Here is a 25687-nt window from a genome sequence, read left to right as displayed (position 1 = left end):
GCCGGACGCCGGGCCGGGCCCGGGACGGCGGTCCCGCGCGGACCGCACCCCCGTGCTGCCACACTGAATCCGTAGGCCCCGAGACCAAGGACCCAAGATGACCCGCGTGATCGCCGGTACGGCCGGCGGACGTCGCCTCGCCGTGCCGCCGGGCAACGGCACCCGCCCCACCTCCGACCGCGCACGCGAGGGCCTGCTGTCCACCTGGCAGAGCCTGCTCGGCGGCCCGCTGGACGGCGAGCGCGTCCTTGACCTGTACGCCGGCTCCGGCGCGGTCGGCCTGGAGGCGCTCTCCCGCGGCGCGGGCCACACCCTGCTGGTCGAGGCCGACGCCCGCGCCGCCCGCGTGGTCCGGGAGAACGTCAAGGCCCTCGGCCTGCCCGGCGCCGAGGTGCGGGCCGGCCGCGCCGAGCAGATCACCGCCGTGCCGGCCTCGGCGGAGCCGTACGACATCGTGTTCCTGGACCCGCCCTACGCGGTCGGGGACGACGATCTTCGGGAGATCCTGCTCACACTCCGCACGGGGGGCTGGCTAGCGGAGGATGCGCTCGTCACCGTGGAGCGCAGCACCAGAGGCGGCGAATTCCGGTGGCCGGCGGGTTTCGAGCCGCTGAGGTCCCGGCGTTACGGCGAGGGAACGTTTTGGTACGGTCGCGCCGCCTCTACGTGCGAAGACGCACGATGACCGGACCGGAGAGCGAGGGATCTCAAGTGCGCCGCGCCGTCTGTCCCGGGTCGTTCGACCCCATCACCAACGGACATCTCGACATCATCGGCCGGGCCTCCCGGCTGTACGACGAGGTCTACGTCGCCGTGATGATCAACAAGTCCAAGAGCGGGCTCTTCGAGATCGAGGAGCGGCTCGACCTGATCCGCCAGGTGACCGCCGACTACGGCAACGTCCGCGTCGAGGCGTTCCACGGCCTCCTCGTCGACTTCTGCAAGCAGCGCGACATCCCCGCCATCGTCAAGGGCCTGCGCGCCGTCAGCGACTTCGACTACGAGCTCCAGATGGCCCAGATGAACATGGGCCTGTCCGGCGTCGAGACGCTGTTCGTGCCGACCAACCCGACCTACAGCTTCCTGTCCTCCTCGTTGGTCAAGGAGGTCGCGACCTGGGGCGGCGACGTCTCCCACCTGGTGCCGCCGCTGGTCCTCGAGGCCCTCAACCGGCGTCTGCGCCAGGACTGATGGGGCTACAGTCGTCCCGTCCGTCTCCAACACACCGGTAGAGAGTGGCGAGCAAGGTGGACGTGCAACAGAAACTGGACGAGATCGTCGCCTCGGTCTCCGGCGCCCGGTCGATGCCCATGTCGGCCTCCTGCGTGGTCAACCGCGCGGAACTGCTTGCCCTGCTGGAGGAGGTGCGCGCGGCGCTGCCCGGCTCCCTCGCCCAGGCCCAGGAGCTGATCGGCGACCGCGACCAGATGGTCGAGCAGGCCCGCCAGGAGGCCGACCGGATCATCCAGCACGCGCACTCCGAGCGCGGCTCGCTGATCTCCGACACCGAGATCGCCCGCCGCTCGCAGGCGGAGGCGGACCGCATCCTGAACGAGGCCCGCCAGGAGGCCGAGGGCGTCCGCGCGGACGCCGACGACTACGTCGACTCCAAGCTCGCCAACTTCGAGGTCGTCCTCACCAAGACCCTGGGCTCGGTCGGCCGCGGCCGCGAGAAGCTGCTCGGCACCGGCCCCGGCCTCGACGAGCAGGGCTACGAGGACGAGGACGCCCCCGAGCGCAGCCACGACCCGGAGACCCTGCGCCGCAACGCGGACGACTACGTGGACCTGAAGCTGGGCGCCTTCGAGGCGGTCCTCGCCAAGACCCTGGAGGCCGTCCACAAGGGCCGCCAGACGCTGCACGGCCGGATCGCCACCGACGACCTCGGCGCCCTCTCCGACGACCTGACCACGCTCCAGCACTCCAGCGACGAGGACTACCTCGCGGACCTGGCCGCGCTCGCGGACGCGGAGGCCGAGCCCGCGCCGCAGCAGCCCGCGCAGCCGTCCGTGCCGCAGCAGCCGCACTACGACCAGCAGCAGCCGCAGTACGACCAGCAGGAGGCGTACGCCTACCAGCAGCAGCCGGACCCGTACGCGGGCTACCAGCAGCAGCAGGGCTACGGCCAGCAGGACCCGTACGGCTACCAGCAGGCGGACCCCTACGCCTACCCGGCCTACGACGCCCAGCAGGCGGCGTACGACCCGCAGCAGCAGATGGCCCAGCAGCAGATGGCCCAGCAGCAGCCGCAGGGCTACGCGCTCGACGAGACCAGCCTCTTCGACACCAGCATGATCAGTGCCGAGCAGCTGCGCGCCTACGAGCAGGGCCGGGGCCTCTAGGGCGTGTCCCGCACCCGCGGGGGGCCGGCGCGGAGGCCGGATTGGGCCGTGAGCGAAAGGTCCAGTATCCTGGCTGTTCGGTCGCGAGTACGTCCGCGATCTGCGCTGCCCCGCGGACACCTCGGGCGGCGTCCCTCGGAGCCGGAAGATCGAAAGCAGGAATGGCAACCAACGCCCGCCTCGACCACCGCAACCCCCTCGTGTTCGACACGCACGAGCTGGGTCGGCGTCCTGGCGCCCTGCAGCGGCTCAGCCGCACGGTCGACGCCCCGAAGGACCTCGGCATCCAGGATGTCGTCGGAGTGCCGGAAGGCACCCCGCTGGAGCTCGAACTCCGTCTTGAGTCGGTCATGGAAGGGGTGCTTGTCACAGGCACCGCCCGTGCACGGGCCCAGGGGGAGTGCGTAAGGTGTCTGGAGCCGCTCGGGCTGGAGCTCGAAGCGGACTTCCAGGAACTGTTCTCGTACCCTGACGCCGACGACCGGGGCCGCGTGATCGCGGAACCGGGCGACGACGCCGAGGACGACGAGGACAGGTTCCATCTCGAGGACGGACTCTTCGACCTCGAGCCCGTGCTGCGTGATGCGGTGGTGCTCGCACTGCCGATGCAGCCGGTGTGCCAGGACGACTGCCCGGGCCTGTGCTCCGAATGCGGAGCGCGGCTCGCGGACGACCCGGACCACCACCATGAGGCCGTCGACATCCGTTGGGCGGCTTTGCAGGGACTCGCCGGAACCATGACGGACGGCGAGAAGGACGAGATGAGCGGCGCCGAACCGGGCGTCGACGAGAAGCAGGAGAAGTAGCCGTGGCTGTTCCGAAGCGGAAGATGTCGCGCAGCAACACGCGCCACCGCCGGTCGCAGTGGAAGGCTGCGGTCACCCCCCTGGTTGCGTGCGAGCGCTGCCACGAGCCCAAGCAGCAGCACATCGCGTGCCCGTCGTGCGGCACCTACAACAAGCGCCAGGTCCTCGAGGTCTGAGCGGCTGGTGAGAGGCACCGTGTCCACGGCGAAGAAGAATGCCCCCCGCGTCAGCGGGGGTGGCCCAGCGGACAACACGGCCTCGTCCCACACGCTTCTGGAAGGGCGGCTCGGCTACAAGCTCGAGTCCGCCCTTCTGGTGCGTGCGCTGACCCACCGTTCGTACGCGTACGAGAACGGCGGTCTGCCGACCAACGAGCGGCTGGAGTTCCTCGGGGACTCCGTGCTCGGCCTCGTGGTCACGGACACGCTGTACCGCACCCACCCCGACCTGCCCGAGGGCCAGCTGGCCAAGTTGCGGGCCGCGGTGGTCAACTCGCGTGCGCTGGCGGAGGTCGGCCGCGGCCTCGACCTGGGCTCCTTCATCCGGCTCGGCCGTGGTGAAGAGGGCACGGGCGGCCGGGACAAGGCGTCCATCCTCGCCGACACCCTCGAAGCGGTGATCGGCGCTGTCTATCTCGACCAGGGTCTCGACGCGGCCTCCGAACTGGTGCACCGCCTGTTCGACCCGCTGATCGAGAAGTCCTCCAACCTCGGTGCCGGCCTGGACTGGAAGACCAGTCTCCAGGAGCTCACCGCGACCGAGGGGCTCGGCGTGCCCGAGTACCTGGTCACGGAGACCGGCCCGGACCACGAGAAGACCTTCACTGCTGCCGCCCGCGTCGGAGGCGTCTCGTACGGCACCGGCACCGGCCGCAGCAAGAAGGAGGCGGAACAGCAGGCCGCGGAGTCCGCATGGCGGGCCATCCGCGCCGCCGCGGACGAACGTGCCAAGGAGGCCGAAGAGGCCACCGAGGACACGTCCGGCCCGGCGACCGCCTCCGCCTGAGACCTGGCCCGGACGGAAGCCCTCCGCCCGGTCCCGGCCCCAGGAACAGCGTGCCGAGCGCCCGCCCCCGAACCAGGGGGCGGGCGCTCGGGTCGTCCACCGCCCGTGACGGGAGTCGCCATGCCCGAGTTGCCCGAGGTCGAGGTCGTCCGGCGCGGACTCGCGCGCTGGGTCGCCCATCGCACCGTCGCCGACGCGGAGGTGCTGCACCCGCGCGCGGTACGCCGCCACCTGGCCGGCGCCGACGACTTCACCCACCGGCTGGAGGGCCACCGCATCGGCACGCCCAGCCGCCGCGGCAAGTACCTCTGGCTGCCGCTGGAGGACACCTCGCAGGCGGTCCTCGCCCACCTCGGGATGAGCGGCCAGCTGCTGGTGCAGCCGAGCTCCGCCGCCGACGAGAAGCATCTGCGCATCCGGGTCCGGTTCGCGGACACCCCGACACCGGCCGCCCCCGAGGCGGCCGGCACCGAGCTGCGCTTCGTCGACCAGCGCACCTTCGGCGGGCTCTCGCTGCACGACACCACGCCCGACGGGCTGCCCGACGTCATCGCGCACATCGCCCGCGACCCGCTCGACCCGCTCTTCGACGACGAGGCCTTCCACCAGGCGCTGCGCCGCAAGCGGACCACGATCAAGCGGGCCCTGCTGGACCAGTCGCTGATCAGTGGCGTCGGCAACATCTACGCGGACGAGGCGCTGTGGCGCGCCCGCGTGCACTACGAACGCCCGACGGCCGGCTTCACCAGGCCGCGCACCGCCGAGCTGCTCGGGCATGTGCGCGACGTCATGAACGCGGCCCTGTCCGTCGGCGGCACCAGCTTCGACAGCCTGTACGTCAACGTCAACGGCGAGTCGGGCTACTTCGACCGCTCGCTCGACGCCTACGGCCGTGAGGGGCTGCCCTGCCGCCGGTGCGGCACGCCGATCCGCCGACGCCCGTGGATGAACCGTTCCAGCTACTTCTGCCCGCGCTGTCAGAGGCCGCCGCGCGCGGTGTCGTAGCGCTCGCGCGAGGCCAGCACGTCGTCCATCCGGCCCTCCACGAAGTGGATGAGGGTCAGCAGCCGCGCGGCCACCTCGCGGCCCAGCGGGGTGAGTTCGTAGTCCACGCGGGGCGGGTTGGTCGGCTGGGCCTCGCGGTGCACCAGGCCGTCGCGCTCCAGCGCGTGCAGGGTCTGGGAGAGCATCTTCTCGCTCACGCCGTCGACCCGGCGGCGCAGCTCGTTGAAGCGGAGCGAGCCCTCGGACAGGGCGCCGAGCGTCAGCGCGCCCCAGCGCCCCGTGACGTGCTCCAGGGTGCCGCGCGAGGGACACGCCTTGGCGAACACGTTGTAGGGGAGGTCGCGGTCCTCCAGGGTGCCGGTCATGTCCAAAGCGTACGTGAGCGCAGCGCTGCGCGACAGGTTGCACTAACTAGAAGTTAGTGCAGGTCGGGACGCCACCGCGGCGGCCCGAGCCCCCGCGCGCGCCCGGAAGCGGCTTGCCCGGTACCCCCCGGGGCACATATGTTCCCCTCCGGCTCGCTCACCGGAGCGGTGGCCGTCGAACATCCCTGGGGGGGAAGTGCACTGGTACGTGGACGCGTTGACGAAGTACGCCGTGTTCGGCGGGCGGGCGCGCCGCGCCGAGTACTGGACGTTCAGTCTGGTCAACGCGCTGGTCATGCTGCTGCTGGTCGCCGCCGGCCGGGCCGCGCACTTCGGTTACCTGTACGACCTGTACGCGCTCGCGACGCTGCTGCCGTCCGTCGCGGTCGGCGTACGGCGCCTGCACGACACGGGCCGCTCCGGATGGTGGCTGCTCTTCGGCGCGATCCCGGTCGTCGGCTCCCTCGCGATGCTCCTCTTCACCACCACGGAGGGCGAGCCCCGCGACAACCGCTACGGCGCCAGCCCGAAGTACGTGGCACAGCACCTCTGACAACCTGAGGGCCCGCCCGCACCCGCCCTCGCCGGGCGGAGCGGACGGGCCCTCGGCCCATGTCCTACGGCCGCCTCGGCGACCGGAAGGCCTGCGGCCGGCTCAGTAGCCGAAGTCCTGCGTCCACCAGGGGCCGCCCGAACCGAAGTGGACGCCCACGCCGAGGGTCTTGAAGTCGCAGTTGAGGATGTTCGCGCGGTGACCCTCGCTGTTCATCCAGGCGTCCATCACCGCGGCCGCGTCGGCCTGGCCGCGGGCGATGTTCTCGCCGCCCAGGTTGGTGATGCCGAGCTTCGCCGCCCGGTCCCACGGGGTGGCCCCGCTCGGGTCGGTGTGGTCGAAGAAGTCCTCGTCGGCCATCTGCTTGCTGAAGTTCTCGGCCAGCTCGGTCAGCGAGCTGTTCGCGGACAGCGCGCTGCAACCGACCTTCGCCCGCTCCTCGTTGACCAGCTTGAGCACGGCGGCCTCGGCGGCGGCCTCCTCGGAGACGGTCACCGGGGCGGCGGTCTGCTTCGGCGGGGTCTTCGTGGACGCCGACGCCGTGGCCTTCGGCTTGGTCGTGGTCGGCGTCGACTCCGGCTCCTTCGACGGCGTCTTGCTCGGCTCGGCCGACTTCGACGCGGACGCGGAGGGGGTCGGGCTGGAGGGCTCGGGAGAGGCGTCGCGGCCGGCGTCACGGCTCGTCGCGGAGCCGTCGTCGCGGCCGTCGTCGGCGCTGCCGGACGTGCCGCCCTGCTCGGTCGTGGTGTTGCTGGGCGCCCCCTGGGCCTGCACCTTCTCGCCGGGGCCGACGCCGCCGCCGATCTTGTAGTTGTGCAGTCCGGGCACCTGGCCCGTGGCCACCGCGACCGTGCCGAGCGCGACGGCGGCGGAGACCCCGAGCAGACCCGACTTGACCGGCGTCACGGCCTTCTTCTTACGGCGCTTGCCACCGCGCCGCGGACCGTCGTCGGGCGTGAAGGCGTCCTCGGGGAACATCATCGTCCCCGTGTCCCGGGCGTAGTCGTCGTCCGTCGCGTACAGGTACTCCTGGCTGCGGTCGTACGCCTGGTGCGCGTCCGGGTTCAGATACGGCGCGATGCCCAGCACGGGGCGGTCGTCGTACGTGAAGTCGTGCGGGTCGTGGCTGCCGGTGCCGTACTCGTCCCCGGCCCCCATGGCGCGGCCCGTGGCGGCGCTTCCGGCGTCGGAGCGTCGGTGGCGTCCCATAGTCCTGGCCTTCCTCGTCCCTTGCTGTCCACCCCGGTACTCATACGATCTTGCGATGCAAGGCGACTCACACGATCGAGTGAGTTTCATATGAGATTCACTGGGTGGGGACGGTACCGCATGACGCAAGGGATGGAAGTGCCCCGAGAGACATTCGCCCGTTAGGTTGCTTTCATGAGCGACGATGTACGACTGGTCGCCTGGGTGCGCGGGCGCGTCCAAGGTGTGGGTTTCCGCTGGTTCACGCGCGCGAAGGCGCTGGAGATCGGCGGCCTGAGTGGCTTTGCTCTCAATTTGGCGGACGGCAGGGTCCAGGTCGTCGCCGAGGGCACGCGCAGTGACTGCGAGGGGCTGCTCGACTGGCTCCGGGACGGCGACACGCCCGGACGGGTGGTCGGTGTCACCGAGATCTGGGACACACCCCGCGGGGGGTACGACGGCTTCGCGATCCGCTGACGGGGTTGCGTTCCGTCGGCCGGCGGATGCGGAGGGAGATGCCACCGGCAGGTGCCCGAAGCAGAAACAAGCAGGTGGTTGCCAAGAACGGCCCGTCGTGGCAGGCTCCGCAGGTAACGTTGATCGCAACGCCCCGAAGGCCCCGCGTCCGTCGCAGCGCCGCCGCCGTCCGGCCGCGCTCCACCGGGTTGCCACGAATACGGGGTGTGATCGTGTTGACCGTCAAACTTTTTGGTGAGACGCTGAAAGCCCCGCGCACCTTAGCTGTTTGGCATGTAGGAACGGCAGAGCAACACTCGAGTGTGTCAAGCACCACGGGTGCGAATCCCTCACGACCCACACCGCTTCGGTCGGTCACTCAGTGTGGAGGACCATCCATCATGGCAAAGGCGCTTCTCGGTTACGTCGGCGGCTCCGACCCTCGACTCCTCGCCGAGATGCGACGGCTCCAGCAGCGCGTCCAGGACCTGGAATCCGAGCTCGGCCGGATCCAGGCGGAGAACGACGCACTGACGGCTGCCGCTTCTCACGACAGGATCATGGAGAGCATGGAGAGCATCGACGCACACCAGGCGGAGCCTGCGCTCACCTGATCGCTGCATCGCTCCACGACAGCATCCGCAGCGGTTGGGCTGCCCGTGTCAACCGCTCAGTTGTCAGAGTTGCAAGGGACGCTTCGGCGTCCCTTCTTTCTTTCCCCCGCAGTCCTTTCACCCTCTTCAACGTTTGGTGTGCCCTGCATGTTCAGCGGTGAAACCGCGGGTTCATGGAGTGGGACACGGGCGGAAGGTAGAGTCCAGCGGCGTGCACCTCAAGGCCCTGACCCTCCGCGGGTTCAAGTCGTTCGCCTCGGCGACCACACTCCGGTTCGAGCCGGGCATCACGTGTGTCGTCGGGCCCAACGGCTCGGGCAAGTCCAATGTCGTGGACGCGCTCAGCTGGGTCATGGGCGAACAGGGCGCCAAGTCGCTGCGCGGCGGCAAGATGGAGGACGTCATCTTCGCCGGCACCACCGGCCGCCCGCCGCTGGGCCGGGCCGAGGTGTCCCTGACCATCGACAACTCCGACGGGGCCCTGCCCATCGAGTACGCCGAGGTCACCATCACGCGGATCATGTTCCGCAACGGCGGCAGCGAGTACCAGATCAACGGCGACACCTGCCGCCTGCTCGACATCCAGGACCTCCTCTCCGACTCCGGCATCGGCCGTGAGATGCACGTCATCGTCGGCCAGGGCCAGCTCGACTCCGTCCTGCACGCCGACCCGATGGGCCGCCGCGCCTTCATCGAGGAGGCCGCCGGCGTCCTCAAGCACCGCAAGCGCAAGGAGAAGGCGCTGCGGAAGCTGGACGCGATGCAGGCCAACCTCGCCCGCGTGCAGGACCTCACCGACGAACTGCGCCGCCAGCTCAAGCCGCTGGGCCGGCAGGCCGCGGTGGCCCGGCGCGCCGCCGTCATCCAGGCCGACCTGCGCGATGCCCGGCTGCGCCTGCTCGCCGACGACCTGGTGCGGCTGCGCGAGGCGCTGAACGCCGAGGTCGCCGACGAGGCCGCGCTCAAGGAACGCAAGGAGAGCGCCGAGCAGGAGCTGCGCAAGGCGCTCCAGCGCGAGGCCCTCCTGGAGGACGAGGTCCGCCGGCTCAGCCCGCGCCTCCAGCGCGCCCAGCAGACCTGGTACGACCTCTCCCAGCTGGCCGAACGTGTCCGCGGCACCATCTCGCTGGCCGACGCCCGGGTGAAGAGCGCCACCTCCGCGCCCCCCGAGGAGCGGCGCGGCCGCGACCCGGAGGACATGGAGCGCGAGGCCGCCCGCATCCGCGAGCAGGAGGCGGAACTCGAGGCGGCCCTGGAGGCCGCGCAGCACGCCCTCGACGACACCGTCGCCCACCGCGCCGACCTGGAGCGTGAACTCACCGTCGAGGAACGGCGCCTGAAGGACGTCGCCCGTGCCATCGCCGACCGCCGCGAGGGCCTCGCCCGGCTGAACGGGCAGGTCGGCGCGGCCCGTTCGCGCGCGGCCGCCGCCCAGGCCGAGATCGACCGGCTGGCCCTCGCCCGCGACGAGGCGCAGGAACGTGCCGTCGCCGCCCAGGAGGAGTACGAGGCGCTCAAGGCCGAGGTCGACGGCCTCGACGCCGACGACGCGGAGCTCGCCGTACGGCACGAGGAGGGGAAGCGGCGGCTGGCGGAGGCCGAGTCCGCCCTCACCGCCGCCCGTGAGGCGGCCGGCGCGGCGGAACGCAGCCGCGCCGCGACCCGCGCGCGCCACGAGGCGCTGGCGCTCGGCCTGCGCCGCAAGGACGGCACCGGAGTGCTGCTCGCGGCCCGGGACCGGCTCGGCGGCGTCCTGGGTCCGGCGGCGGAACTGCTGACGGTGGCCCCCGGCCACGAGACCGCCCTGGCGGCGGCCTTCGGCGCGGCGGCGGACGCCGTCGCGGTCACCACCCCCGCCACGGCAGCGGAAGCCATCCGCCTCCTCCGCAAACAAGACGCGGGCCGAGCCTCCCTCCTCCTGACAACAGACCCCACGGAGCCCCCGCACGGGGACGCGGGGAACGGCGCGCCCCACCACGACGCACCCGCACACACCGACGGCGACCGGGCCCCTGAAAGGGGCGCGGGGAACTGCGCGAGCAACCACGACGCACCCGCAGGGATCAACGCGGCGGAGGCGCCCGACAGGGGCGCGGGGAACGGCGCGACAAGCCACGACGCACCCGCACCCCTCCACGTACCCGCCCCCCGGCCGGCCGCAGGCACCCCCGCAGGGGACTTGGTGCGCGGCCCCGCCGACCTCATGCCCGCCGTCCGAAGCCTCCTGCAGGGAATCGTCGTCGTCGACACCCTCGAGGACGCCGAGGACCTCGTCTACGCCCACCCCACCCTCACCGCGGTCACCGCCGAAGGCGACCTGCTCGGAGCGCACTTCGCGCACGGCGGCTCCGCCGGCGCGCCCAGCCTGCTGGAGGTGCAGGCCTCCGTCGACGAGGCCGCCGCCGAGCTGGAGGAGCTCGCCGTGCGCTGCGCCGAGCTCGCCGCCGCGCAGGAGCAGGCAGCCGAACGGCGTACCGCCTGCGCCGCACTCGTCGAGGAGGCCGGCGAACGCCGCCGCGCCGCCGACCGCGAGAAGTCGGCCGTGGCCCAGCAGCTGGGCCGTCTCGCCGGCCAGGCGCGCGGCGCCGCGGGCGAGGCCGAGCGCTCCACCGCCGCGGCGGCCCGCGCCCAGGACGCCCTCGACAAGGCCCTGGAGGACGCCGAGATCCTCGCCGAGCGGCTCGCCGTCGCCGAGGAGACGCCCGTCGAGGAGGAGCCCGACACCTCGGTCCGCGACCGCCTGGCGGCCGACGGCGCCAACGCGCGCCAGACCGAGATGGAGGCCCGGCTCCAGGTGCGTACGCACGAGGAGCGGGTCAAGGGCCTCGCCGGACGCGCCGACTCCCTCGACCGCGCCGCCCGCGCCGAACGCGAGGCCCGCGCCCGCGCCGAGCAGCGCAGGGCGCGGCTGCGCCACGAGGCCGCCGTCGCCCAGGCCGTCGCCTCGGGCACCCGCCAGCTGCTGGCGCACGTAGAGGTGTCCCTGACCCGGGCGGAGGCCGAGCGCGCCGCGGCCGAGACGGCGAAGGCGCGCCGGGAGCAGGAGCTGACCGCGGCCCGTACCGCGGGCCGCGACCTCAAGGCGGAGCTCGACAAGCTCACCGACTCCGTGCACCGCGGCGAGGTCCTCGGCGCCGAGAAGCGGATGCGGATCGAGCAGCTGGAGACCAAGGCGCTGGAGGAGCTGGGCGTCGAGCCGGCCGGCCTGGTCTCGGAGTACGGCCCCCACCAGCTCGTGCCGCCGTCGCCGCCCGCCGAGGGCGAGGAACTGCCCGAGGACCCGGAGCACCCGCGCAACCAGCCCCGGCGGTTCGTCCGGGGCGAGCAGGAGAAGCGGCTGCGGGCCGCCGAGCGGGCGTACCAGCAGCTGGGCAAGGTCAACCCGCTCGCGCTGGAGGAGTTCGCCGCCCTGGAGGAACGGCACAAGTTCCTCAGCGAGCAGCTGGAGGACCTGAAGAAGACCCGCGCCGACCTGCTCCAGGTGGTCAAGGAGGTCGACGAGCGGGTCGAGCAGGTCTTCACCGAGGCCTACCGGGACACCGCCCGGGAGTTCGAGGGCGTCTTCAGCCGCCTGTTCCCCGGGGGCGAGGGCCGGCTGATCCTGACCGACCCCGACAACATGCTCACCACCGGCGTGGACGTCGAGGCCCGGCCGCCGGGCAAGAAGGTCAAGCGGCTGAGCCTGCTCTCCGGCGGCGAGCGGTCGCTGACCGCCGTCGCGCTGCTCGTGTCGATCTTCAAGGCGCGGCCGAGCCCGTTCTACGTCATGGACGAGGTCGAGGCCGCCCTCGACGACACCAACCTCCAGCGCCTCATCCGCATCATGCAGGAGCTCCAGGAGGCCTCGCAGCTCATCGTGATCACGCACCAGAAGCGAACGATGGAAGTTGCGGATGCGCTCTACGGCGTCTCGATGCAGGGTGACGGTGTGTCGAAGGTCATCAGTCAGCGTCTGCGCTGACGGGGTACCCGACTCAGGAGCCAGACCTCTTGTGTTCAAGAGGTGAACAAGGGTGGCGTGTTCCTTCGTGGGAGGTTCACATCTGTCCATGTTTGTTTTTGAGACTTGAAGGCATACGCTCATCACCGTCGGTTTTGCCTTCAGGTAGCAACTATCTGGAGGCCACTCGCGTCGGCGACGTTGCCGGCGCCCCTAGGAGTTGAACGTGACCAGTGCAGCGCAGGCGGCCAAGCCGGGAGGCAGTCCGGCCCACCCCGAACATCTCGCGCATGTCATCTTCATCGCGGCAGCGGCCGCGATGGGAGGATTCCTGTTCGGCTACGACAGTGCCGTGATCAACGGCGCGGTCGAGGCCATCCGGGACCGCTACGACATCGGCTCCGCGGCTCTCGCCCAGGTCATCGCCATCGCCCTGATCGGCTGCGCGATCGGCGCCGCCACCGCGGGCCGCATCGCCGACCGGATCGGCCGTATCCGGTGCATGCAGATCGCCTCGGTCCTCTTCACCATCAGCGCCGTCGGCTCGGCCCTGCCGTTCGCCCTGTGGGACCTCGCCTTCTGGCGCATCATCGGCGGCTTCGCGATCGGCATGGCCTCCGTCATCGGCCCCGCCTACATCGCGGAGGTCTCCCCGCCCGCGTACCGCGGACGGCTCGGCTCGTTCCAGCAGGCCGCGATCGTCGTCGGCATCGCCATCTCGCAGCTGGTCAACTACGCCATCCTGAACGCCGCGGGCGGCGACCAGCGGGGCAAGCTGCTGGGCGTGGAGGCCTGGCAGGTCATGCTCGGCGTCATGGTCATCCCGGCCGTGCTGTACGGCCTGCTCTCCTTCGTCATCCCCGAGTCCCCGCGCTTCCTCCTCGAGGTGGGCCGCAGGGACCGCGCCCGTGAGGTGCTCAAGGAGGTCGAGGGCGACGAGGTCGACCTGGACGCCCGCGTCGCCGAGATCGAGCGCGCCATGAAGCGCGAGCACAAGTCGACCTTCAGGGACCTGCTCGGCGGGAAGGTCTACTTCCTGCGGATCGTCTGGATCGGCATCGGCCTGTCGGTGTTCCAGCAGTTCGTCGGCATCAACGTCGCGTTCTACTACTCCTCGACGCTGTGGCAGTCGGTCGGCGTCGACCCCACGGACTCGTTCTTCTACTCGTTCACCACGTCGATCATCAACATCATCGGCACCGTGATCGCGATGATCTTCGTGGACCGGATCGGCCGCAAGCCGCTCGCGCTCATCGGCTCCGTCGGCATGGTCATCGGCCTCGGCCTGGAGGCATGGGCCTTCTCCTACGACCTCGTCGACGGCAAGCTGCCGGCCACCCAGGGCTGGGTCGCCCTGATCGCCGCCCACGTCTTCGTCCTCTTCTTCGCCCTGTCCTGGGGCGTCGTGGTCTGGGTCTTCCTCGGCGAGATGTTCCCCAACCGGATCCGTGCCGCCGCCCTCGGCGTCGCCGCCTCCGCGCAGTGGATCGCCAACTGGGCCATCACCGCGAGCTTCCCGTCGCTGGCCGACTGGAACCTCTCCGGCACGTACATGATCTACACGTTCTTCGCCGCGCTCTCCATCCCGTTCGTCCTGAAGTTCGTGAAGGAGACGAAGGGCAAGGCGTTGGAGGAGATGGGCTGACCGCCTTCCGGCCGCGGCGGCGGGCGACCACGCCACCGCCGCGGCCGACGGCCGGTCCCCGAGCCGACGCGATCCCTGAGCCGGCTCGATCCCCGAGCCGGCGCGATCCCCGAGTCGGCTCAGTCGCCGAGCCGGGGCAGCACCTCCTCGGCGAACAGCCGCAGACTGCGCCATCCCTCCGCCACCGGCATCCCGCCCGCCAGCGGGTGCAGCACATAGCTGTCGTGGCCGAGCGCCACGCACTCGTCGGGGGTGAGCACCCGGTACACGCCCTCCTCGCGCAGCTCCGCCACGGTCGTCGCGGCCGACCGCACCGCCGAGTGGATGCCGCCGGACTGCCAGGCCGCGTACGTGCGCGCCTCGTGCAGCAGATGCCCGCCGTACCGCTCCCACACCAGATCGGGGTCCTCGGCCACGTTCAGCAGCGGGGTCTCCGCGGCCGGCATCATCGTCCAGCCCTCGGTGCCGTGCTCCAGGAGCTGCTCCTTGTAGTACGCCTCCAGCTCGGGCAGGTGGGCGCTCGGGAAGAACGGCAGACCGAGGCGGGCGGCCCGGCGGGCGGCGGCCTTCGAGGACCCGCCCACCAGCAGCAGCGGGTGCGGCTCGGTGAACGGGCGCGGGGTGATCAGCACCCTGCGGCCCCGGTACGTGAACTCTTCGCCCGTCCACGCCTTCAGCACCGTCTCCAGCAGCTCGTCCTGGAGCCGGCCGCGCCGCTTCCACTCCACGTCGAACAGCGCGTACTCCTCCGGCCGGTAGCCGATGCCCGCGACCGTCACCAGCCGGCCCCCGCTCAGCAGGTCGAGCACCGCGACCTCCTCCGCCAGCCGCAGCGGGTCGTGCAGCGGGCCGATCACCGCCGAGACCGTGACCGCGATCCGCCGGGTCGCGCCGAAGACCGCGCCCGCGAAGACGAACGGCGACGGCAGCCAGTTGTCGGCCACCCCGTGGTGCTCCTCGGTCTGGACCGTGGTGATCCCGTGCTCGTCGGCGTACGCCGCCATCTCCAGAGCGGCCCGGTAGCGGGCCGAGAGGGAGGCGCGGCCGGCGCCGGGTTCGACGAGGTTGAGCCGTACGACCGTGACGGGCATGGGCGCGTCCCCTTTCCGCTTCCCCGCGCGATCCCCGGGGGCACGCGCGGACGCCGGGTGGCTGTGCGGGAGGGACGTTAGCTGACGGTGTGTCAGACAGCCATAGCGGTGTCGCAAGGGCCCATGACCGATACTGGTCGGGTTATGGAAACCGTCATCCTTGCTGTAGTCATCGCCGTGGTCGTGATCGGCGTGCTCGGCGGGCTCGTGGTCGGCAGCCGCCGCAAGAAGGCGCTGCCCCCGCCACCCCCGCAGGCGCCCGACATCACGGCCCCACCGGCCGAGCCGCATGTCGGCGACGAGGCCGAGACGCCGCGCGACGAACCGCGCCGGACCATAGAGGAGGTCGACCTCCCCGGCCCCGCCGGCCCCGTGGCCGTCGAGGAGCCGCCCGCCCTCGAGGTCCCCGAGATCGAGGTCCCCGAGCCCACCGCGGGCCGGCTGGTGCGGCTGCGCACCCGGCTGTCCCGCTCGCAGAACGCGCTCGGCAAGGGCCTTTTGACCCTGCTGTCCCGCGAGCATCTCGACGACGACACCTGGGAGGAGATCGAGGACACCCTCCTCACCGCCGACGTGGGCGTCATGCCCACCCAGGAGCTGGTCGAGGGGCTGCGCGAGCGGGTCAAGGTGCTCGGCACCCGCACCCCCGACGAGCTGCGCGCCCTGCTGCGCGCGGAGCTGCTCAAGCTCGTCGGCACCGACTTCGACCGCTCCGTGAAGACCGAGCCCGACGACCGCAAGCCCGGCATCGTGATGGTCGTCGGGGTCAACGGCACCGGCAAGACCACCACCACCGGCAAGCTCGCCCGGGTGCTGGTCGCCGACGGCCGCTCCGTCGTCCTCGGCGCCGCGGACACCTTCCGTGCCGCCGCCGCCGACCAGCTCCAGACCTGGGGCGAGCGGGTCGGCGCCCACACCGTGCGCGGGCCCGAGGGCGGCGACCCCGCCTCCGTCGCCTTCGACGCGGTGAAGGAGGGCAAGGAGATGGGGGCCGACGTGGTCCTCATCGACACCGCGGGCCGGCTGCACACCAAGACCGGCCTCATGGACGAGCTGGGCAAGGTCAAGCGGGTCGTGGAGAAGCACGCGCCGCTGGACGAGATCCTGCTCGTGCTCGACGCCACCACCGGACAGAACGGGCTGGTGCAGGCCCGCGTCTTCGCCGAGGTCGTCGACATCACCGGCATCGTGCTGACCAAGCTCGACGGCACGGCCAAGGGCGGCATCGTGATCGCCGTCCAGCGCGAGCTGGGCGTGCCGGTCAAGCTGGTCGGCCTCGGCGAGGGGGCGGACGATCTGGCGCCGTTCGAGCCGGAGGCGTTCGTCGACGCGCTGGTCGGGGAGTGACGTTTCGCCATCCGGCTGGATACGACAGCGAGGAAGCGCCCGCCACCGAGAACCTCTCGGGGCGGGCGCTTCCCCCTTGCCGGGGGGCTCGGCTGCGCCCCGTCAGGGGCGCGGGGAACTGGGCGAAGGGCCCCCACCGGGCCGCGGTCGGGCGGTGAGCGTCATGGCCCCCGCGGGTCCGTCGTGGTTGCTCGCGCCGTTCCCCGCGCCCCTGAGGGTGCGGTCGCCGGAGTGTCCCGTCGGGGGCGCGCGGAACTGCGCGAAGGGGCCCCACCGGGCCGCGGTCGGGCGGTGAGCGTCATGGCCCCCGCGGGTCCGTCGTGGTTGCTCGCGCCGTTCCCCGCGCCCCTTTCGGGGTGTTCCGGTGTGGGGGTCCGAGCGGGGCGGCAAGCCGTCGTCGTACCCGCGCCACCGTCCCCCGAAGGAGCCGCGCCGCGACGCCGTACCAGCCGGCCTACGGCGAGCCACCCACCCTGCCGAACCCCCGGACGGGCCCCCGCTACGCCCGGGACCGGTGGGCCGCGTACGCCAGCGTGCCGAGCAGCAGCCGGGCCGCCGGCGGGCGGGTCGCGCAGTCCAGGGCGGGGGAGCGCAGCCAGCGCACCGGGCCGAGGCCGCCCCGGTCGGAGGGCGGCGCGGTGAGGAACGCGCCGGGGCCGAGGCCGCGCAGATCGAGCGCGGTCGGGTCGTCCCAGCCCATCCGGTAGAGCAGCGCGTGCAGGTCCGCGGCGGCGCCGGGCGCGACGAAGAACTGGGCGCGGCCGTCCGGCGTCGCGGCGACCGGGCCGAGGGGCAGCCCCATGCGCTCCAGGCGGATCAGCGCGCGGCGGCCGGCCGGGGCCGCGACCTCCAGCACGTCGAACGCCCGGCCCACCGGCAGCATCACCGCGGCGCCGGGGAACTCCGCCCACGCCTTGGTCACCTGGTCGAGCGTCGCGCCGGCCGGCACCACGGGCGCGAACTCCAGCGGATGCGCGCCCGGTGCGCGGCAACCGCGCAGGCCACAGGAGCAGGCGCCGCCCGCGGTCCGCGCGCCCGGCACCACGTCCCAGCCCCACAGGCCGGTGTACTCGGCGACGGCCGTGCAGTCCGACGAGCGGTCCGAGCGGCCGCGCCGACGCGTGGCCGTGCGCATCTCGCGGATGCCACCGATCGTGAAGCCCATGCCCCCTCCAACGGGTCCGACGCACCGATGGTTACGCGGCGCAGCCGAGGATTCACGCTCCGTATTCTCGGCTGTCCCGTGCCGCGCGGTCCAGGCGGCGCTCGGAAGTGCTTCGGGTGGTGCGCTCGGCAGCGTGCGCCCCCACGTGCACCGCTCCGCCCACTTCCGGCCGTCCAGTGTCAAGTGAATCGCGAAGCGGCAACCGTGAGTTCATTCGAAGGGGTGGCGAATGGTGGCGTTTCCAGGACCGACGTGGCTGAGCCCGTGATCGTAGGATTACTTTGAGTGCACGAGTCCTGGGGGCACATGCACTCGTGGGTATGCCGGAGGCAAGGCGGCTTCTCGTTCGAAGGGTGAGAAGTGCGGGACGGGCGGCCCGGTTCGACGGCATTCTGATAGGGCTTGGCGCACTCGGCGACAAGTGGTTCCAGGGATGGGGGCGTTCAGTGGGCGGCAACGGCGAAGGCGCGGTGAACGCTGACAAGCGCCCCAACGAGCTGCTCGGATCATGGTTCGTGCGCAGCGGCTGGTCCAAGGGCGAACTCGCCCGGCAGGTGAACCGCCGGGCCCGCCAGCTGGGCGCCAACCACATCTCGACCGACACCTCCCGGGTGCGCCGCTGGCTGGACGGCGAGAACCCGCGCGAACCGATCCCGCGCATCCTGTCCGAGCTGTTCTCCGAGCGCTTCGGCTGTGTCGTCTCCGTCGAGGACCTCGGACTGCGCACCGCCCGCCCCTCACCGTCCGTGTCCGGTGTCGACCTGCCCTGGACGGGCCCGGGGACCGTCGCCCTGCTCAGCGAGTTCTCGCGCAGCGACCTGATGCTGGCGCGGCGCGGCTTCCTCGGGAGCTCGCTGGCGCTGTCCGCGGGCCCGTCCCTCATCGAACCCATGCAGCGCTGGCTGGTCCCCGCGCCCGGCGCCCTGCGCGAGGAGCCCGACCAGAGCGCCGCCGCCCGCCGCGGCGGGCGCCTGTCCCGGCCGGAGCTGGACCTGCTGGAGTCGACCACACGGATGTTCCGCCAGTGGGACGCCCAGTGCGGCGGCGGCCTGCGCCGCAAGGCGGTCGTCGGCCAGCTGCACGAGGTCACCGACCTGCTCCAGGAGCCCCAGCCCGAGGCCACCGCCCGCATCCTGTTCAAGGTCGCCGCCGAACTCGCCGAACTCGCGGGCTGGATGAGCTACGACGTCGGACTCCAGCCCACCGCCCAGAAGTACTTCGTGCTCGCCCTGCACGCCGCCAAGGAGGCCGGCGACAAACCGCTCGGCTCCTACATCCTCTCCAGCATGAGCCGCCAGATGATCCACCTGGCCCGGCCCGACGACGCCCTGGAACTCATCCACCTCGCCCAGTACGGCAGCCGCGACTGCGCGAGCCCGCGCACCCAGGCGATGCTGTATGCGATGGAGGCCCGCGCCTACGCCAACATGGGCCAGCCCGGCAAGTGCAAACGAGCCGTGCGCATGGCCGAGGACACCTTCGCCGACGCCGTCGACTGGGACGAGCCCGACCCCGACTGGATCCGCTTCTTCTCCGAAGCCGAACTCCACGGCGAGAACAGCCACTCCTTCCGTGACCTGGCCTATGTCGCCGGCCGCAGCCCCGCCTACGCCTCCCTGGCCGAGCCCCTGATGGAGCGCGCCGTGGAGCTGTTCGCCAAGGACACCGAGCACCAGCGGTCGTACGCGCTCAACCTGATCGGCATGGCCACCGTGCACCTGCTGCGCCGCGAGCCCGAGCAGTCCACCGTGCTGGCCGGGCGGGCACTCCGGATCGCCAAGAAGGTGCGTTCCGAGCGGGTGAACACCCGTATCCGAAAGACCGTCGACACCGCCGTTCGCGACTTCGGCGACCTCGCCGAGGTCGTCGACCTCTCCGAACTGCTCGCCGTGGAACTCCCGGAGACCGCCGAAGCGGTCTGAGCCGTCCCGGCACCCGCATGACCCCGGCCGCGGCCGGCCCTCCCGAACTGCCCGACTCGGCTCCCCCATGCCAGGTCATCGGAAGGCCGCCCGCGGCCGGTTTCTTTCCCTCGATGAAGGTTGCGCCACGATAACGATCCCCCAGGGGGACATCTCGCGCTTCATCGATACGTAACACGCAAGCCGCCTTCGTCACCCCGGCGAAACAACGAGGGGCTTCGACGGAAACCGCGCTGCGTCAATCTCATGGCGCATAACCGGCCCACCCCTCACTGACCGGACCGCACTGGCTTCGCCCGCACGGGGCCGTACCAATCGACGAGGAGACGCCGATGGCACCAGCCATCACGCTTGCCGCGGAGGCACCCAAGCTGTCTGCCGCGAACACAGGCTTCATGCTCATTGCTTCCGCCCTGGTGCTGATCATGACGCCGGGCCTCGCCTTCTTCTACGGAGGCATGGTCCGCGTCAAAAGCACTCTGAACATGCTGATGATGAGCTTCATCAGCATGGGCATCGTCACCATCCTGTGGGTGCTCTACGGCTTCTCCATGAGCTTCGGCACGGACCACGGCTCGATCGTCGGCTGGACCGGCGACTATGTCGGCTGGGCCGGCATCGACAAGATGGATCTCTGGCCCGGCTACACCATCCCGGTGTTCGTCTTCGCCGTCTTCCAGATGATGTTCGCGATCATCACGCCCGCCCTGATCAGCGGCGCCATCGCGGACCGCGTGAAGTTCAGCGCCTGGGCGCTGTTCCTCGTGCTGTGGGCCACCGTCGTCTACTTCCCGGTCGCGCACTGGGTGTGGGGCACCGGCGGCTGGGCCTTCGAACTCGGCGTGATCGACTTCGCCGGTGGTACGGCGGTGCACATCAACGCCGGTGCCGCGGCGCTCGGCGTGATCCTCGTCATCGGCAAGCGCGTCGGCTTCAAGAAGGACCCGATGCGCCCGCACAGCCTGCCGCTGGTGATGCTCGGCGCCGGTCTGCTGTGGTTCGGCTGGTTCGGCTTCAACGCCGGCTCGTGGCTCGGCAACGACGACGGCGTCGGCCCGCTGATGTTCGTCAACACCCAGATCGCCACCGGCGCCGCCATGCTCGCCTGGCTCGCCTACGAGAAGATCCGCCACGGCGCGTTCACCACCCTGGGCGCCGCCTCCGGCGCCGTCGCCGGCCTGGTCGCCATCACCCCGTCCGGCGGCGCGGTCTCCCCGATGGGCGCCATCGCGGTCGGCGTCATCGCCGGTGTCGCCTGTGCCGCGGCGGTCGGCCTGAAGTTCAAGTTCGGCTTCGACGACTCCCTCGACGTGGTCGGCGTCCACATGGTCGGCGGTATCGCGGGCTCCCTCCTGATCGGCCTCTTCGCCAGCGGCAAGGGCCAGTCGGACGTCAAGGGCCTGTTCTACGGCGGCGGGATGCACCAGTTCTGGATCCAGTGCGCCGGTGTCTTCGGCGTCCTGTTCTACTCGCTGATCGCCTCCGCCATCCTCGCCTTCATCCTCGACAAGACCATCGGTATGCGGATCACCGAGGAGGAAGAGGTCTCCGGCATCGACCAGGCCGAGCACGCCGAGACCGCATACGACTACAGCGGAACGGGCGGCGGCGTCGTGGCCGGCTCCGCGGCGGCCGTGTCCGCGACGGAGACCAAGAAGGTGGACGCATGAAGCTCATCACCGCCGTCGTCAAGCCCCACCGGCTCGACGAGATCAAGGAAGCCCTCCAGGCATTCGGAGTCCACGGTCTGACGGTCACCGAGGCCAGCGGCTACGGTCGTCAGCGGGGACACACCGAGGTCTACCGCGGCGCCGAGTACACCGTCGACCTGGTGCCCAAGATCCGCATCGAGGTCCTGGTCGAGGACGACGACGCCGAGCAGCTGATAGACGTCGTGGTCAAGGCGGCCCGCACCGGCAAGATCGGTGACGGCAAGGTGTGGTCCCTGCCGGTCGAGACGGCCGTACGGGTCCGCACCGGCGAGCGCGGCCCGGACGCGCTCTGACGAGAAGACGAACAGGAGTCGCTGGGTGACGAGTACGGACATGCGCACGGAAGCAGAGGACTCGGGACCCAGCGGCTACGCGGCGGCCCGGCTGCGCCTCCTCCAGGAGGGGGCGCGGTCCGGGCCGCCGCGCCGTGCGGCCCTCTCCGACCTCACCGACGACTGGCTCACCGGCCTGTTCGCCGCCGCCGCCGACGGCGTCAAGGGCGTCTCCCTGATCGCCGTCGGCGGCTACGGCCGCGGCGAACTCTCCCCCCGCAGCGACCTCGACCTGCTCCTGCTGCACGACGGCGACGACGCCCGCGCCGTCGCCGCCCTCGCCGACCGCCTCTGGTACCCCGTCTGGGACCTAGGCCTCGCCCTCGACCACTCCGTGCGCACCCCCGCCGAGGCCCGCGCCGCCGCCGGCGACGACCTCAAGGTCCAGCTCGGACTGCTCGACGCCCGCCACATCACCGGCGACCTCGGCCTCACCGCCGGACTGCGCACCGCCGTCCTCGCCGACTGGCGCAACCAGGCACCCAAACGCCTGCCCGAACTCCAGGAACTCTGCGCCGACCGCGCCGCCCGCCAGGGCGAACTCCAGTACCTCCTCGAACCCGACCTCAAGGAGGCCCGCGGCGGCCTGCGCGACGCCACCGCCCTGCGCGCCGTCGCCGCCTCCTGGCTCGCCGACGCCCCCCGCGAGGGCCTCGCCGACGCCCGGCGCCGCCTCCTCGACGTGCGCGACGCCCTGCACCTGGCCACCGGCCGCGCCACCGACCGGCTCGCCCTCCAGGAACAGGACCAGGTCGCCGCCGAACTCGGCCTGCTCGACGCCGACACCCTGCTGCGCCAGGTCTACGAGGCCGCCCGCACCATCGCCTACGCCTCCGACGTCACCTGGCGCGAAGTCGCCCGCGTGCTGCGCTCCCGCGCCGTACGGCCCCGGCTGCGCGCCATGCTCGGCGGCGGGAAACCGGCCACCGAACGCTCCCCGCTCGCCGAGGGCGTCGTCGAACAGGACGGCGAGGTCGTCCTCGCCCGCGCCGCCCGCCCCGAACGCGACCCCGTGCTGCCGCTGCGCGCCGCGGCCGCCGCCGCCCAGGCCGGCCTGCCGCTCTCCCTGCACGCCGTGCGCCGGCTCGCCACCACCGTCCGGCCGCTGCCCACCCCCTGGCCCGCGGAGGCCCGCGAACAGCTCGTCACCCTGCTCGGCTCCGGCACCCCGACCATCGAGGTCTGGGAAGCCCTGGAGGCGGAGGGCCTGATCACCCGGCTGCTGCCGGACTGGGAGCGGGTCCGCTGCCGCCCGCAGCGCAACGCCGTCCACGTCTGGACGGTCGACCGCCACCTCATCGAGACCGCCGTACGCGCCTCCGAGTTCACCCGCCGCGTCGGCCGCCCCGACCTGCTGCTGGTCGCGGCCCTCCTGCACGACATCGGCAAGGGCTGGCCCGGCGACCACTCCGTGGCCGGCGAGATCATCGCCAAGGACGTCGCCGCGCGCATCGGCTTCGACCGCGCCGACGTGAGCGTCCTCGCCACCCTCGTACGCCACCATCTGCTGCTCATCGAGACCGCCACCCGGCGCGACCTGGAGGACCCGGCCACCGTCCGCTCCGTCGCCGACGCCGTCGGCTCGCCGAGCACCCTGGAACTGCTGCACGCCCTCACCGAGGCCGACGCCCTCGCCACCGGGCCCGCCGCCTGGTCGTCCTGGCGCGGCTCGCTCGTCGCCGACCTCGTCAAACGGGTCGCGGCCGTGCTCGCGGGCGAGGAACCCGCGGAACCCGAGCCGCTCGCGCCCACCGCCGAACAGGAACGGCTCGCCATCGAGGCCTTCCGCACCGGCGGCCCGGTGCTCGCGCTGCGCGCCCAGACCGAGCCGCCCGCCGACGAGGAGGAACCCTCCGGCGACCCCGAACCGCTCGGCGTCGAACTGCTCATCGCCGTCCCCGACCAGCCGGGCGTGCTGCCCGCCGCGGCCGGCGTGCTCGCCGCGCACCGGCTCACCGTCCGCACCGCGGAACTGCGCGCCCTGGAACTGCCCGACGGCTTCGACGGCACCTCGGTGCTGGTGCTGAACTGGCGCGTCGCCGCCGAGTACGGCTCGCTGCCGCAGGCCGCCCGGCTCCGGTCCGACCTGGTGCGCGCCCTCGACGGCTCCCTCGACATCGCCGGCCGGCTCGCCGAGCGGGAGGCGGCCTACCCGCGCCGCCGCGGCGTCGTCGCCCCGCCCGCCCGGGTCACCGTCGCCCCGGCCGCCTCCCGGCACGCCACGGTCATCGAGGTCCGCGCCCAGGACGCGCCGGGCCTGCTGTTCCGCATCGGACGCGCCCTGGAGGACGCGGGGGTACGGGTGCGCAGCGCCCACGTCTCCACCCTCGGCGCCAACGCCGTCGACGCCTTCTACGTCACCGCCCCCAAGGGCAACCCGCTCCCCACGGACGAGGCGGCGAACGTGGCCCGGAAGCTGGAGGAGACACTTCGCGGCTGAAGCGGGATCCCGGTGTCGTACGGAGCCGGGATACCCTGGAGGGCGATTCGTCAGCAGCCACCGACCCCGAGGACCGCGAGCGCCGTGTTCGATACTCTCTCCGATCGCCTCTCAGCGACTTTCAAGAACCTGCGCGGCAAGGGGCGCCTCAGCGAGGCGGACATCGACGCCACGGCGCGGGAGATCCGGATCGCGCTGCTCGAGGCCGATGTCGCGCTGCCTGTCGTCCGGACGTTCATCAAGAACGTCAAGGAACGTGCCCTCGGCGCCGACGTCTCCCGCGCGCTGAACCCCGCCCAGCAGGTCCTGAAGATCGTGAACGACGAGCTCGTCACGATCCTCGGCGGCGAGACCCGGCGGCTGCGGTTCGCCAAGCAGCCGCCCACCGTGATCATGCTGGCCGGTCTCCAGGGTGCCGGTAAGACCACCCTCGCGGGCAAGCTCGGCCACTGGCTCAAGGAGCAGGGCCACTCGCCGCTGCTGGTCGCCGCCGACCTCCAGCGCCCCAACGCCGTCAACCAGCTCAGCGTGGTCGCCGAGCGCGCCGGCGTCGCCGTGTACGCGCCGGAGCCGGGCAACGGCGTCGGCGACCCGGTCAAGGTCGCCAAGGACTCCATCGACTTCGCCAAGGCCAAGGTCCACGACATCGTGATCGTGGACACCGCCGGCCGCCTGGGCATCGACCAGGAGATGATGCAGCAGGCCGCGGACATCCGCGACGCCGTCTCCCCGGACGAGATCCTCTTCGTCGTCGACGCGATGATCGGCCAGGACGCGGTCAACACCGCCGAGGCCTTCCGCGACGGCGTCGGCTTCGACGGCGTGGTGCTCTCCAAGCTCGACGGCGACGCCCGCGGTGGTGCGGCCCTGTCGATCCGCCAGGTCACCGGCAAGCCGATCATGTTCGCGTCGAACGGCGAGAAGCTCGACGACTTCGACGCGTTCCACCCGGACCGGATGGCCTCCCGCATCCTCGACATGGGTGACCTGCTCACCCTGATCGAGCAGGCGGAGAAGACGTTCAGCCAGGAAGAGGCCCAGAAGATGGCCTCCAAGCTGGCGTCTAAGAAGGGCCAGGACTTCACCCTGGACGACTTCCTGGCCCAGATGGAGCAGGTCAGGAAGATGGGCAGCATCAGCAAGCTGCTCGGCATGCTCCCGGGCATGGGCCAGATCAAGGACCAGATCAACAACCTCGACGAGCGCGACGTCGACCGCACGGCGGCGATCATCAAGTCGATGACCCCGGCCGAGCGCCAGGAGCCGACGATCATCAACGGCTCGCGCCGCGCCCGTATCGCCAAGGGTTCCGGTGTCGAGGTCAGCGCCGTGAAGAACCTCGTCGAGCGGTTCTTCGAGGCCCGCAAGATGATGTCCCGCATGGCCCAGGGCGGCGGGATGCCCGGCATGCCCGGCATCCCGGGCATGGGCGGCGGCGCCGGCCGCGTCAAGAAGCAGCCCAAGCAGGCCAAGGGCAAGCAGCGCTCCGGCAACCCGATGAAGCGCAAGCAGCAGGAGCAGGAGGAGGCCGCCCGCCGCGCCGCGGCCGCGCAGGGCGGCGCCTTCGGCCTGCCGCAGCAGGGCGCCCAGGACTTCGAGCTGCCGGACGAGTTCAAGAAGTTCATGGGCTGAGCGGCCCCAAGGACCAGACGGAGGGCGTCCTCCCCGACCGGGGCGGACGCCCTCCGCGTGTTCCGGCCCCGGCCCCGGGCCGCCGCCCCCTGCAAGTGCCGAGGTCCGCTCGGTGCCGTAACGTCCA

At 71.7% G+C, this 25687-nt stretch carries 22 protein-coding genes; 18 read left to right on the top strand and 4 right to left on the bottom strand.

The window, feature by feature from the left end; genetic code table 11:
- The first annotated feature begins 67 nt into the window (after positions 1-67).
- The 7 genes from rsmD to mutM all read left to right on the top strand — a co-directional run bounded on the left by rsmD (position 68) and on the right by mutM (position 5158).
- Positions 68-685, top strand: coding sequence for a 16S rRNA (guanine(966)-N(2))-methyltransferase RsmD (rsmD, locus tag WN71_RS20940; protein ID WP_276208123.1), 618 nt, complete (start codon positions 68-70; stop codon positions 683-685).
- A 26-nt stretch (positions 686-711) separates the two neighbouring features.
- Positions 712-1191, top strand: coding sequence for a pantetheine-phosphate adenylyltransferase (coaD, locus tag WN71_RS20935; RefSeq protein WP_046590245.1), 480 nt, complete (start codon positions 712-714; stop codon positions 1189-1191).
- Positions 1192-1247: 56 nt separating this feature from the next.
- Positions 1248-2342: an ATP synthase F0 subunit B gene (locus WN71_RS20930; RefSeq protein ID WP_046590305.1), complete on the top strand. Its 1095-nt coding sequence runs from the start codon at positions 1248-1250 to the stop codon at positions 2340-2342.
- Positions 2343-2503: 161 nt separating this feature from the next.
- Positions 2504-3148 (top strand): YceD family protein, encoded by a 645-nt coding sequence (locus WN71_RS20925; RefSeq protein ID WP_046590243.1) that lies wholly within the window; start codon positions 2504-2506, stop codon positions 3146-3148.
- Positions 3149-3150: 2 nt separating this feature from the next.
- Complete coding sequence (gene rpmF, locus WN71_RS20920) at positions 3151-3324, top strand: 50S ribosomal protein L32 (RefSeq protein ID WP_015657589.1); 174 nt, start codon at positions 3151-3153, stop codon at positions 3322-3324.
- Between the two features lie 7 nt (positions 3325-3331).
- Positions 3332-4153, top strand: coding sequence for a ribonuclease III (gene rnc / locus WN71_RS20915; RefSeq protein WP_420856514.1), 822 nt, complete (start codon positions 3332-3334; stop codon positions 4151-4153).
- Between the two features lie 120 nt (positions 4154-4273).
- The gene (gene mutM / locus WN71_RS20910) at positions 4274-5158 is read left to right on the top strand and encodes a bifunctional DNA-formamidopyrimidine glycosylase/DNA-(apurinic or apyrimidinic site) lyase (protein ID WP_046590239.1); all 885 of its coding nucleotides are present in this window, start codon (positions 4274-4276) and stop codon (positions 5156-5158) included.
- On the opposite strand, the gene WN71_RS20905 is transcribed toward mutM, so the two are convergent.
- Entirely contained in the window at positions 5131-5523 is a 393-nt protein-coding gene (locus WN71_RS20905) for a winged helix-turn-helix transcriptional regulator (RefSeq protein WP_046590236.1), read from the bottom strand. The two genes, mutM and WN71_RS20905, sit on opposite strands and share 28 nt — an antisense overlap.
- A gap of 208 nt (positions 5524-5731) precedes the next feature.
- Here WN71_RS20905 and WN71_RS20900 point away from each other — a divergent pair, with 208 nt between their 5' ends.
- Positions 5732-6076 (top strand): DUF805 domain-containing protein, encoded by a 345-nt coding sequence (locus tag WN71_RS20900; protein WP_240529710.1) that lies wholly within the window; start codon positions 5732-5734, stop codon positions 6074-6076.
- Positions 6077-6178: 102 nt separating this feature from the next.
- Here the strand turns inward: WN71_RS20900 and WN71_RS20895 are convergent, their stop codons facing one another.
- On the bottom strand, positions 6179-7285 hold the full coding sequence (locus WN71_RS20895) for a CAP domain-containing protein (protein ID WP_046590232.1): 1107 nt from the start codon (positions 7283-7285) through the stop codon (positions 6179-6181).
- A gap of 174 nt (positions 7286-7459) precedes the next feature.
- Between WN71_RS20895 and WN71_RS20890 the strand changes: the two genes are divergently transcribed.
- From WN71_RS20890 to WN71_RS20875, 4 genes are all read left to right on the top strand, one after another.
- Entirely contained in the window at positions 7460-7741 is a 282-nt protein-coding gene (locus WN71_RS20890) for an acylphosphatase (RefSeq protein ID WP_046590229.1), read from the top strand.
- A 380-nt stretch (positions 7742-8121) separates the two neighbouring features.
- A complete protein-coding gene (locus WN71_RS20885; RefSeq protein ID WP_046590227.1) occupies positions 8122-8334 on the top strand; it encodes a hypothetical protein in 213 nt (70 codons plus the stop codon).
- A 211-nt stretch (positions 8335-8545) separates the two neighbouring features.
- Positions 8546-12295, top strand: a complete 3750-nt coding sequence (locus tag WN71_RS20880; protein WP_046590225.1) for an AAA family ATPase — start codon at positions 8546-8548, stop codon at positions 12293-12295.
- A 205-nt stretch (positions 12296-12500) separates the two neighbouring features.
- Entirely contained in the window at positions 12501-13919 is a 1419-nt protein-coding gene (locus tag WN71_RS20875; RefSeq protein WP_046590223.1) for a sugar porter family MFS transporter, read from the top strand.
- A gap of 119 nt (positions 13920-14038) precedes the next feature.
- On the opposite strand, the gene WN71_RS20870 is transcribed toward WN71_RS20875, so the two are convergent.
- A complete protein-coding gene (locus tag WN71_RS20870) occupies positions 14039-15010 on the bottom strand; it encodes an LLM class flavin-dependent oxidoreductase (protein WP_046590221.1) in 972 nt (323 codons plus the stop codon).
- A 144-nt stretch (positions 15011-15154) separates the two neighbouring features.
- Here WN71_RS20870 and ftsY point away from each other — a divergent pair, with 144 nt between their 5' ends.
- A complete protein-coding gene (ftsY, locus tag WN71_RS20865; protein ID WP_046590218.1) occupies positions 15155-16357 on the top strand; it encodes a signal recognition particle-docking protein FtsY in 1203 nt (400 codons plus the stop codon).
- Positions 16358-16856: 499 nt separating this feature from the next.
- Here the strand turns inward: ftsY and WN71_RS20860 are convergent, their stop codons facing one another.
- Complete coding sequence (locus WN71_RS20860; protein ID WP_046590216.1) at positions 16857-17522, bottom strand: bifunctional DNA primase/polymerase; 666 nt, start codon at positions 17520-17522, stop codon at positions 16857-16859.
- Between the two features lie 446 nt (positions 17523-17968).
- Between WN71_RS20860 and nsdA the strand changes: the two genes are divergently transcribed.
- From nsdA to ffh, 5 genes are all read left to right on the top strand, one after another.
- On the top strand, positions 17969-19444 hold the full coding sequence (nsdA, locus tag WN71_RS20855; RefSeq protein WP_046590214.1) for a transcriptional repressor NsdA: 1476 nt from the start codon (positions 17969-17971) through the stop codon (positions 19442-19444).
- A gap of 332 nt (positions 19445-19776) precedes the next feature.
- Positions 19777-21114: an ammonium transporter gene (locus WN71_RS20850; protein WP_046590212.1), complete on the top strand. Its 1338-nt coding sequence runs from the start codon at positions 19777-19779 to the stop codon at positions 21112-21114.
- Positions 21111-21449 carry a P-II family nitrogen regulator gene (locus tag WN71_RS20845; RefSeq protein ID WP_007493361.1) on the top strand — a complete coding sequence of 113 codons (339 nt, stop codon included), beginning with the start codon at positions 21111-21113 and terminating at the stop codon, positions 21447-21449. Before WN71_RS20850 ends, WN71_RS20845 begins: the two co-directional genes overlap by 4 nt.
- Before the next feature lie 25 nt (positions 21450-21474).
- A complete protein-coding gene (locus tag WN71_RS20840) occupies positions 21475-23928 on the top strand; it encodes a [protein-PII] uridylyltransferase (RefSeq protein ID WP_046590208.1) in 2454 nt (817 codons plus the stop codon).
- A gap of 84 nt (positions 23929-24012) precedes the next feature.
- On the top strand, positions 24013-25560 hold the full coding sequence (gene ffh / locus WN71_RS20835; protein ID WP_046590205.1) for a signal recognition particle protein: 1548 nt from the start codon (positions 24013-24015) through the stop codon (positions 25558-25560).
- Positions 25561-25687: the final 127 nt, after the last annotated feature.

The organism is Streptomyces mangrovisoli, assembly GCF_000974985.2.
GTDB lineage: Bacteria > Actinomycetota > Actinomycetes > Streptomycetales > Streptomycetaceae > Streptomyces > Streptomyces mangrovisoli.
The sequence above is the reverse complement of the archived record's forward strand: the minus strand, read 5'-3'. Positions and strand labels throughout refer to the sequence as shown.

What these genes read in the sequence shown, in the direction of transcription:
- WN71_RS20890 (WP_046590229.1), top strand. Translation starts at nt 7,460, where the DNA reads ATGAGCGACGATGTACGACTGGTCGCCTGGGTGCGCGGGCGCGTCCAA.
- ftsY (WP_046590218.1), top strand. Translation starts at nt 15,155, where the DNA reads ATGGAAACCGTCATCCTTGCTGTAGTCATCGCCGTGGTCGTGATCGGC.
- WN71_RS20845 (WP_007493361.1), top strand. Translation starts at nt 21,111, where the DNA reads ATGAAGCTCATCACCGCCGTCGTCAAGCCCCACCGGCTCGACGAGATC.
- WN71_RS20870 (WP_046590221.1), bottom strand. Translation starts at nt 15,010, where the DNA reads ATGCCCGTCACGGTCGTACGGCTCAACCTCGTCGAACCCGGCGCCGGC.
- WN71_RS20905 (WP_046590236.1), bottom strand. Translation starts at nt 5,523, where the DNA reads ATGACCGGCACCCTGGAGGACCGCGACCTCCCCTACAACGTGTTCGCC.
- WN71_RS20860 (WP_046590216.1), bottom strand. Translation starts at nt 17,522, where the DNA reads ATGGGCTTCACGATCGGTGGCATCCGCGAGATGCGCACGGCCACGCGT.
- mutM (WP_046590239.1), top strand. Translation starts at nt 4,274, where the DNA reads ATGCCCGAGTTGCCCGAGGTCGAGGTCGTCCGGCGCGGACTCGCGCGC.
- WN71_RS20850 (WP_046590212.1), top strand. Translation starts at nt 19,777, where the DNA reads ATGGCACCAGCCATCACGCTTGCCGCGGAGGCACCCAAGCTGTCTGCC.
- WN71_RS20895 (WP_046590232.1), bottom strand. Translation starts at nt 7,285, where the DNA reads ATGGGACGCCACCGACGCTCCGACGCCGGAAGCGCCGCCACGGGCCGC.
- WN71_RS20925 (WP_046590243.1), top strand. Translation starts at nt 2,504, where the DNA reads ATGGCAACCAACGCCCGCCTCGACCACCGCAACCCCCTCGTGTTCGAC.
- WN71_RS20885 (WP_046590227.1), top strand. Translation starts at nt 8,122, where the DNA reads ATGGCAAAGGCGCTTCTCGGTTACGTCGGCGGCTCCGACCCTCGACTC.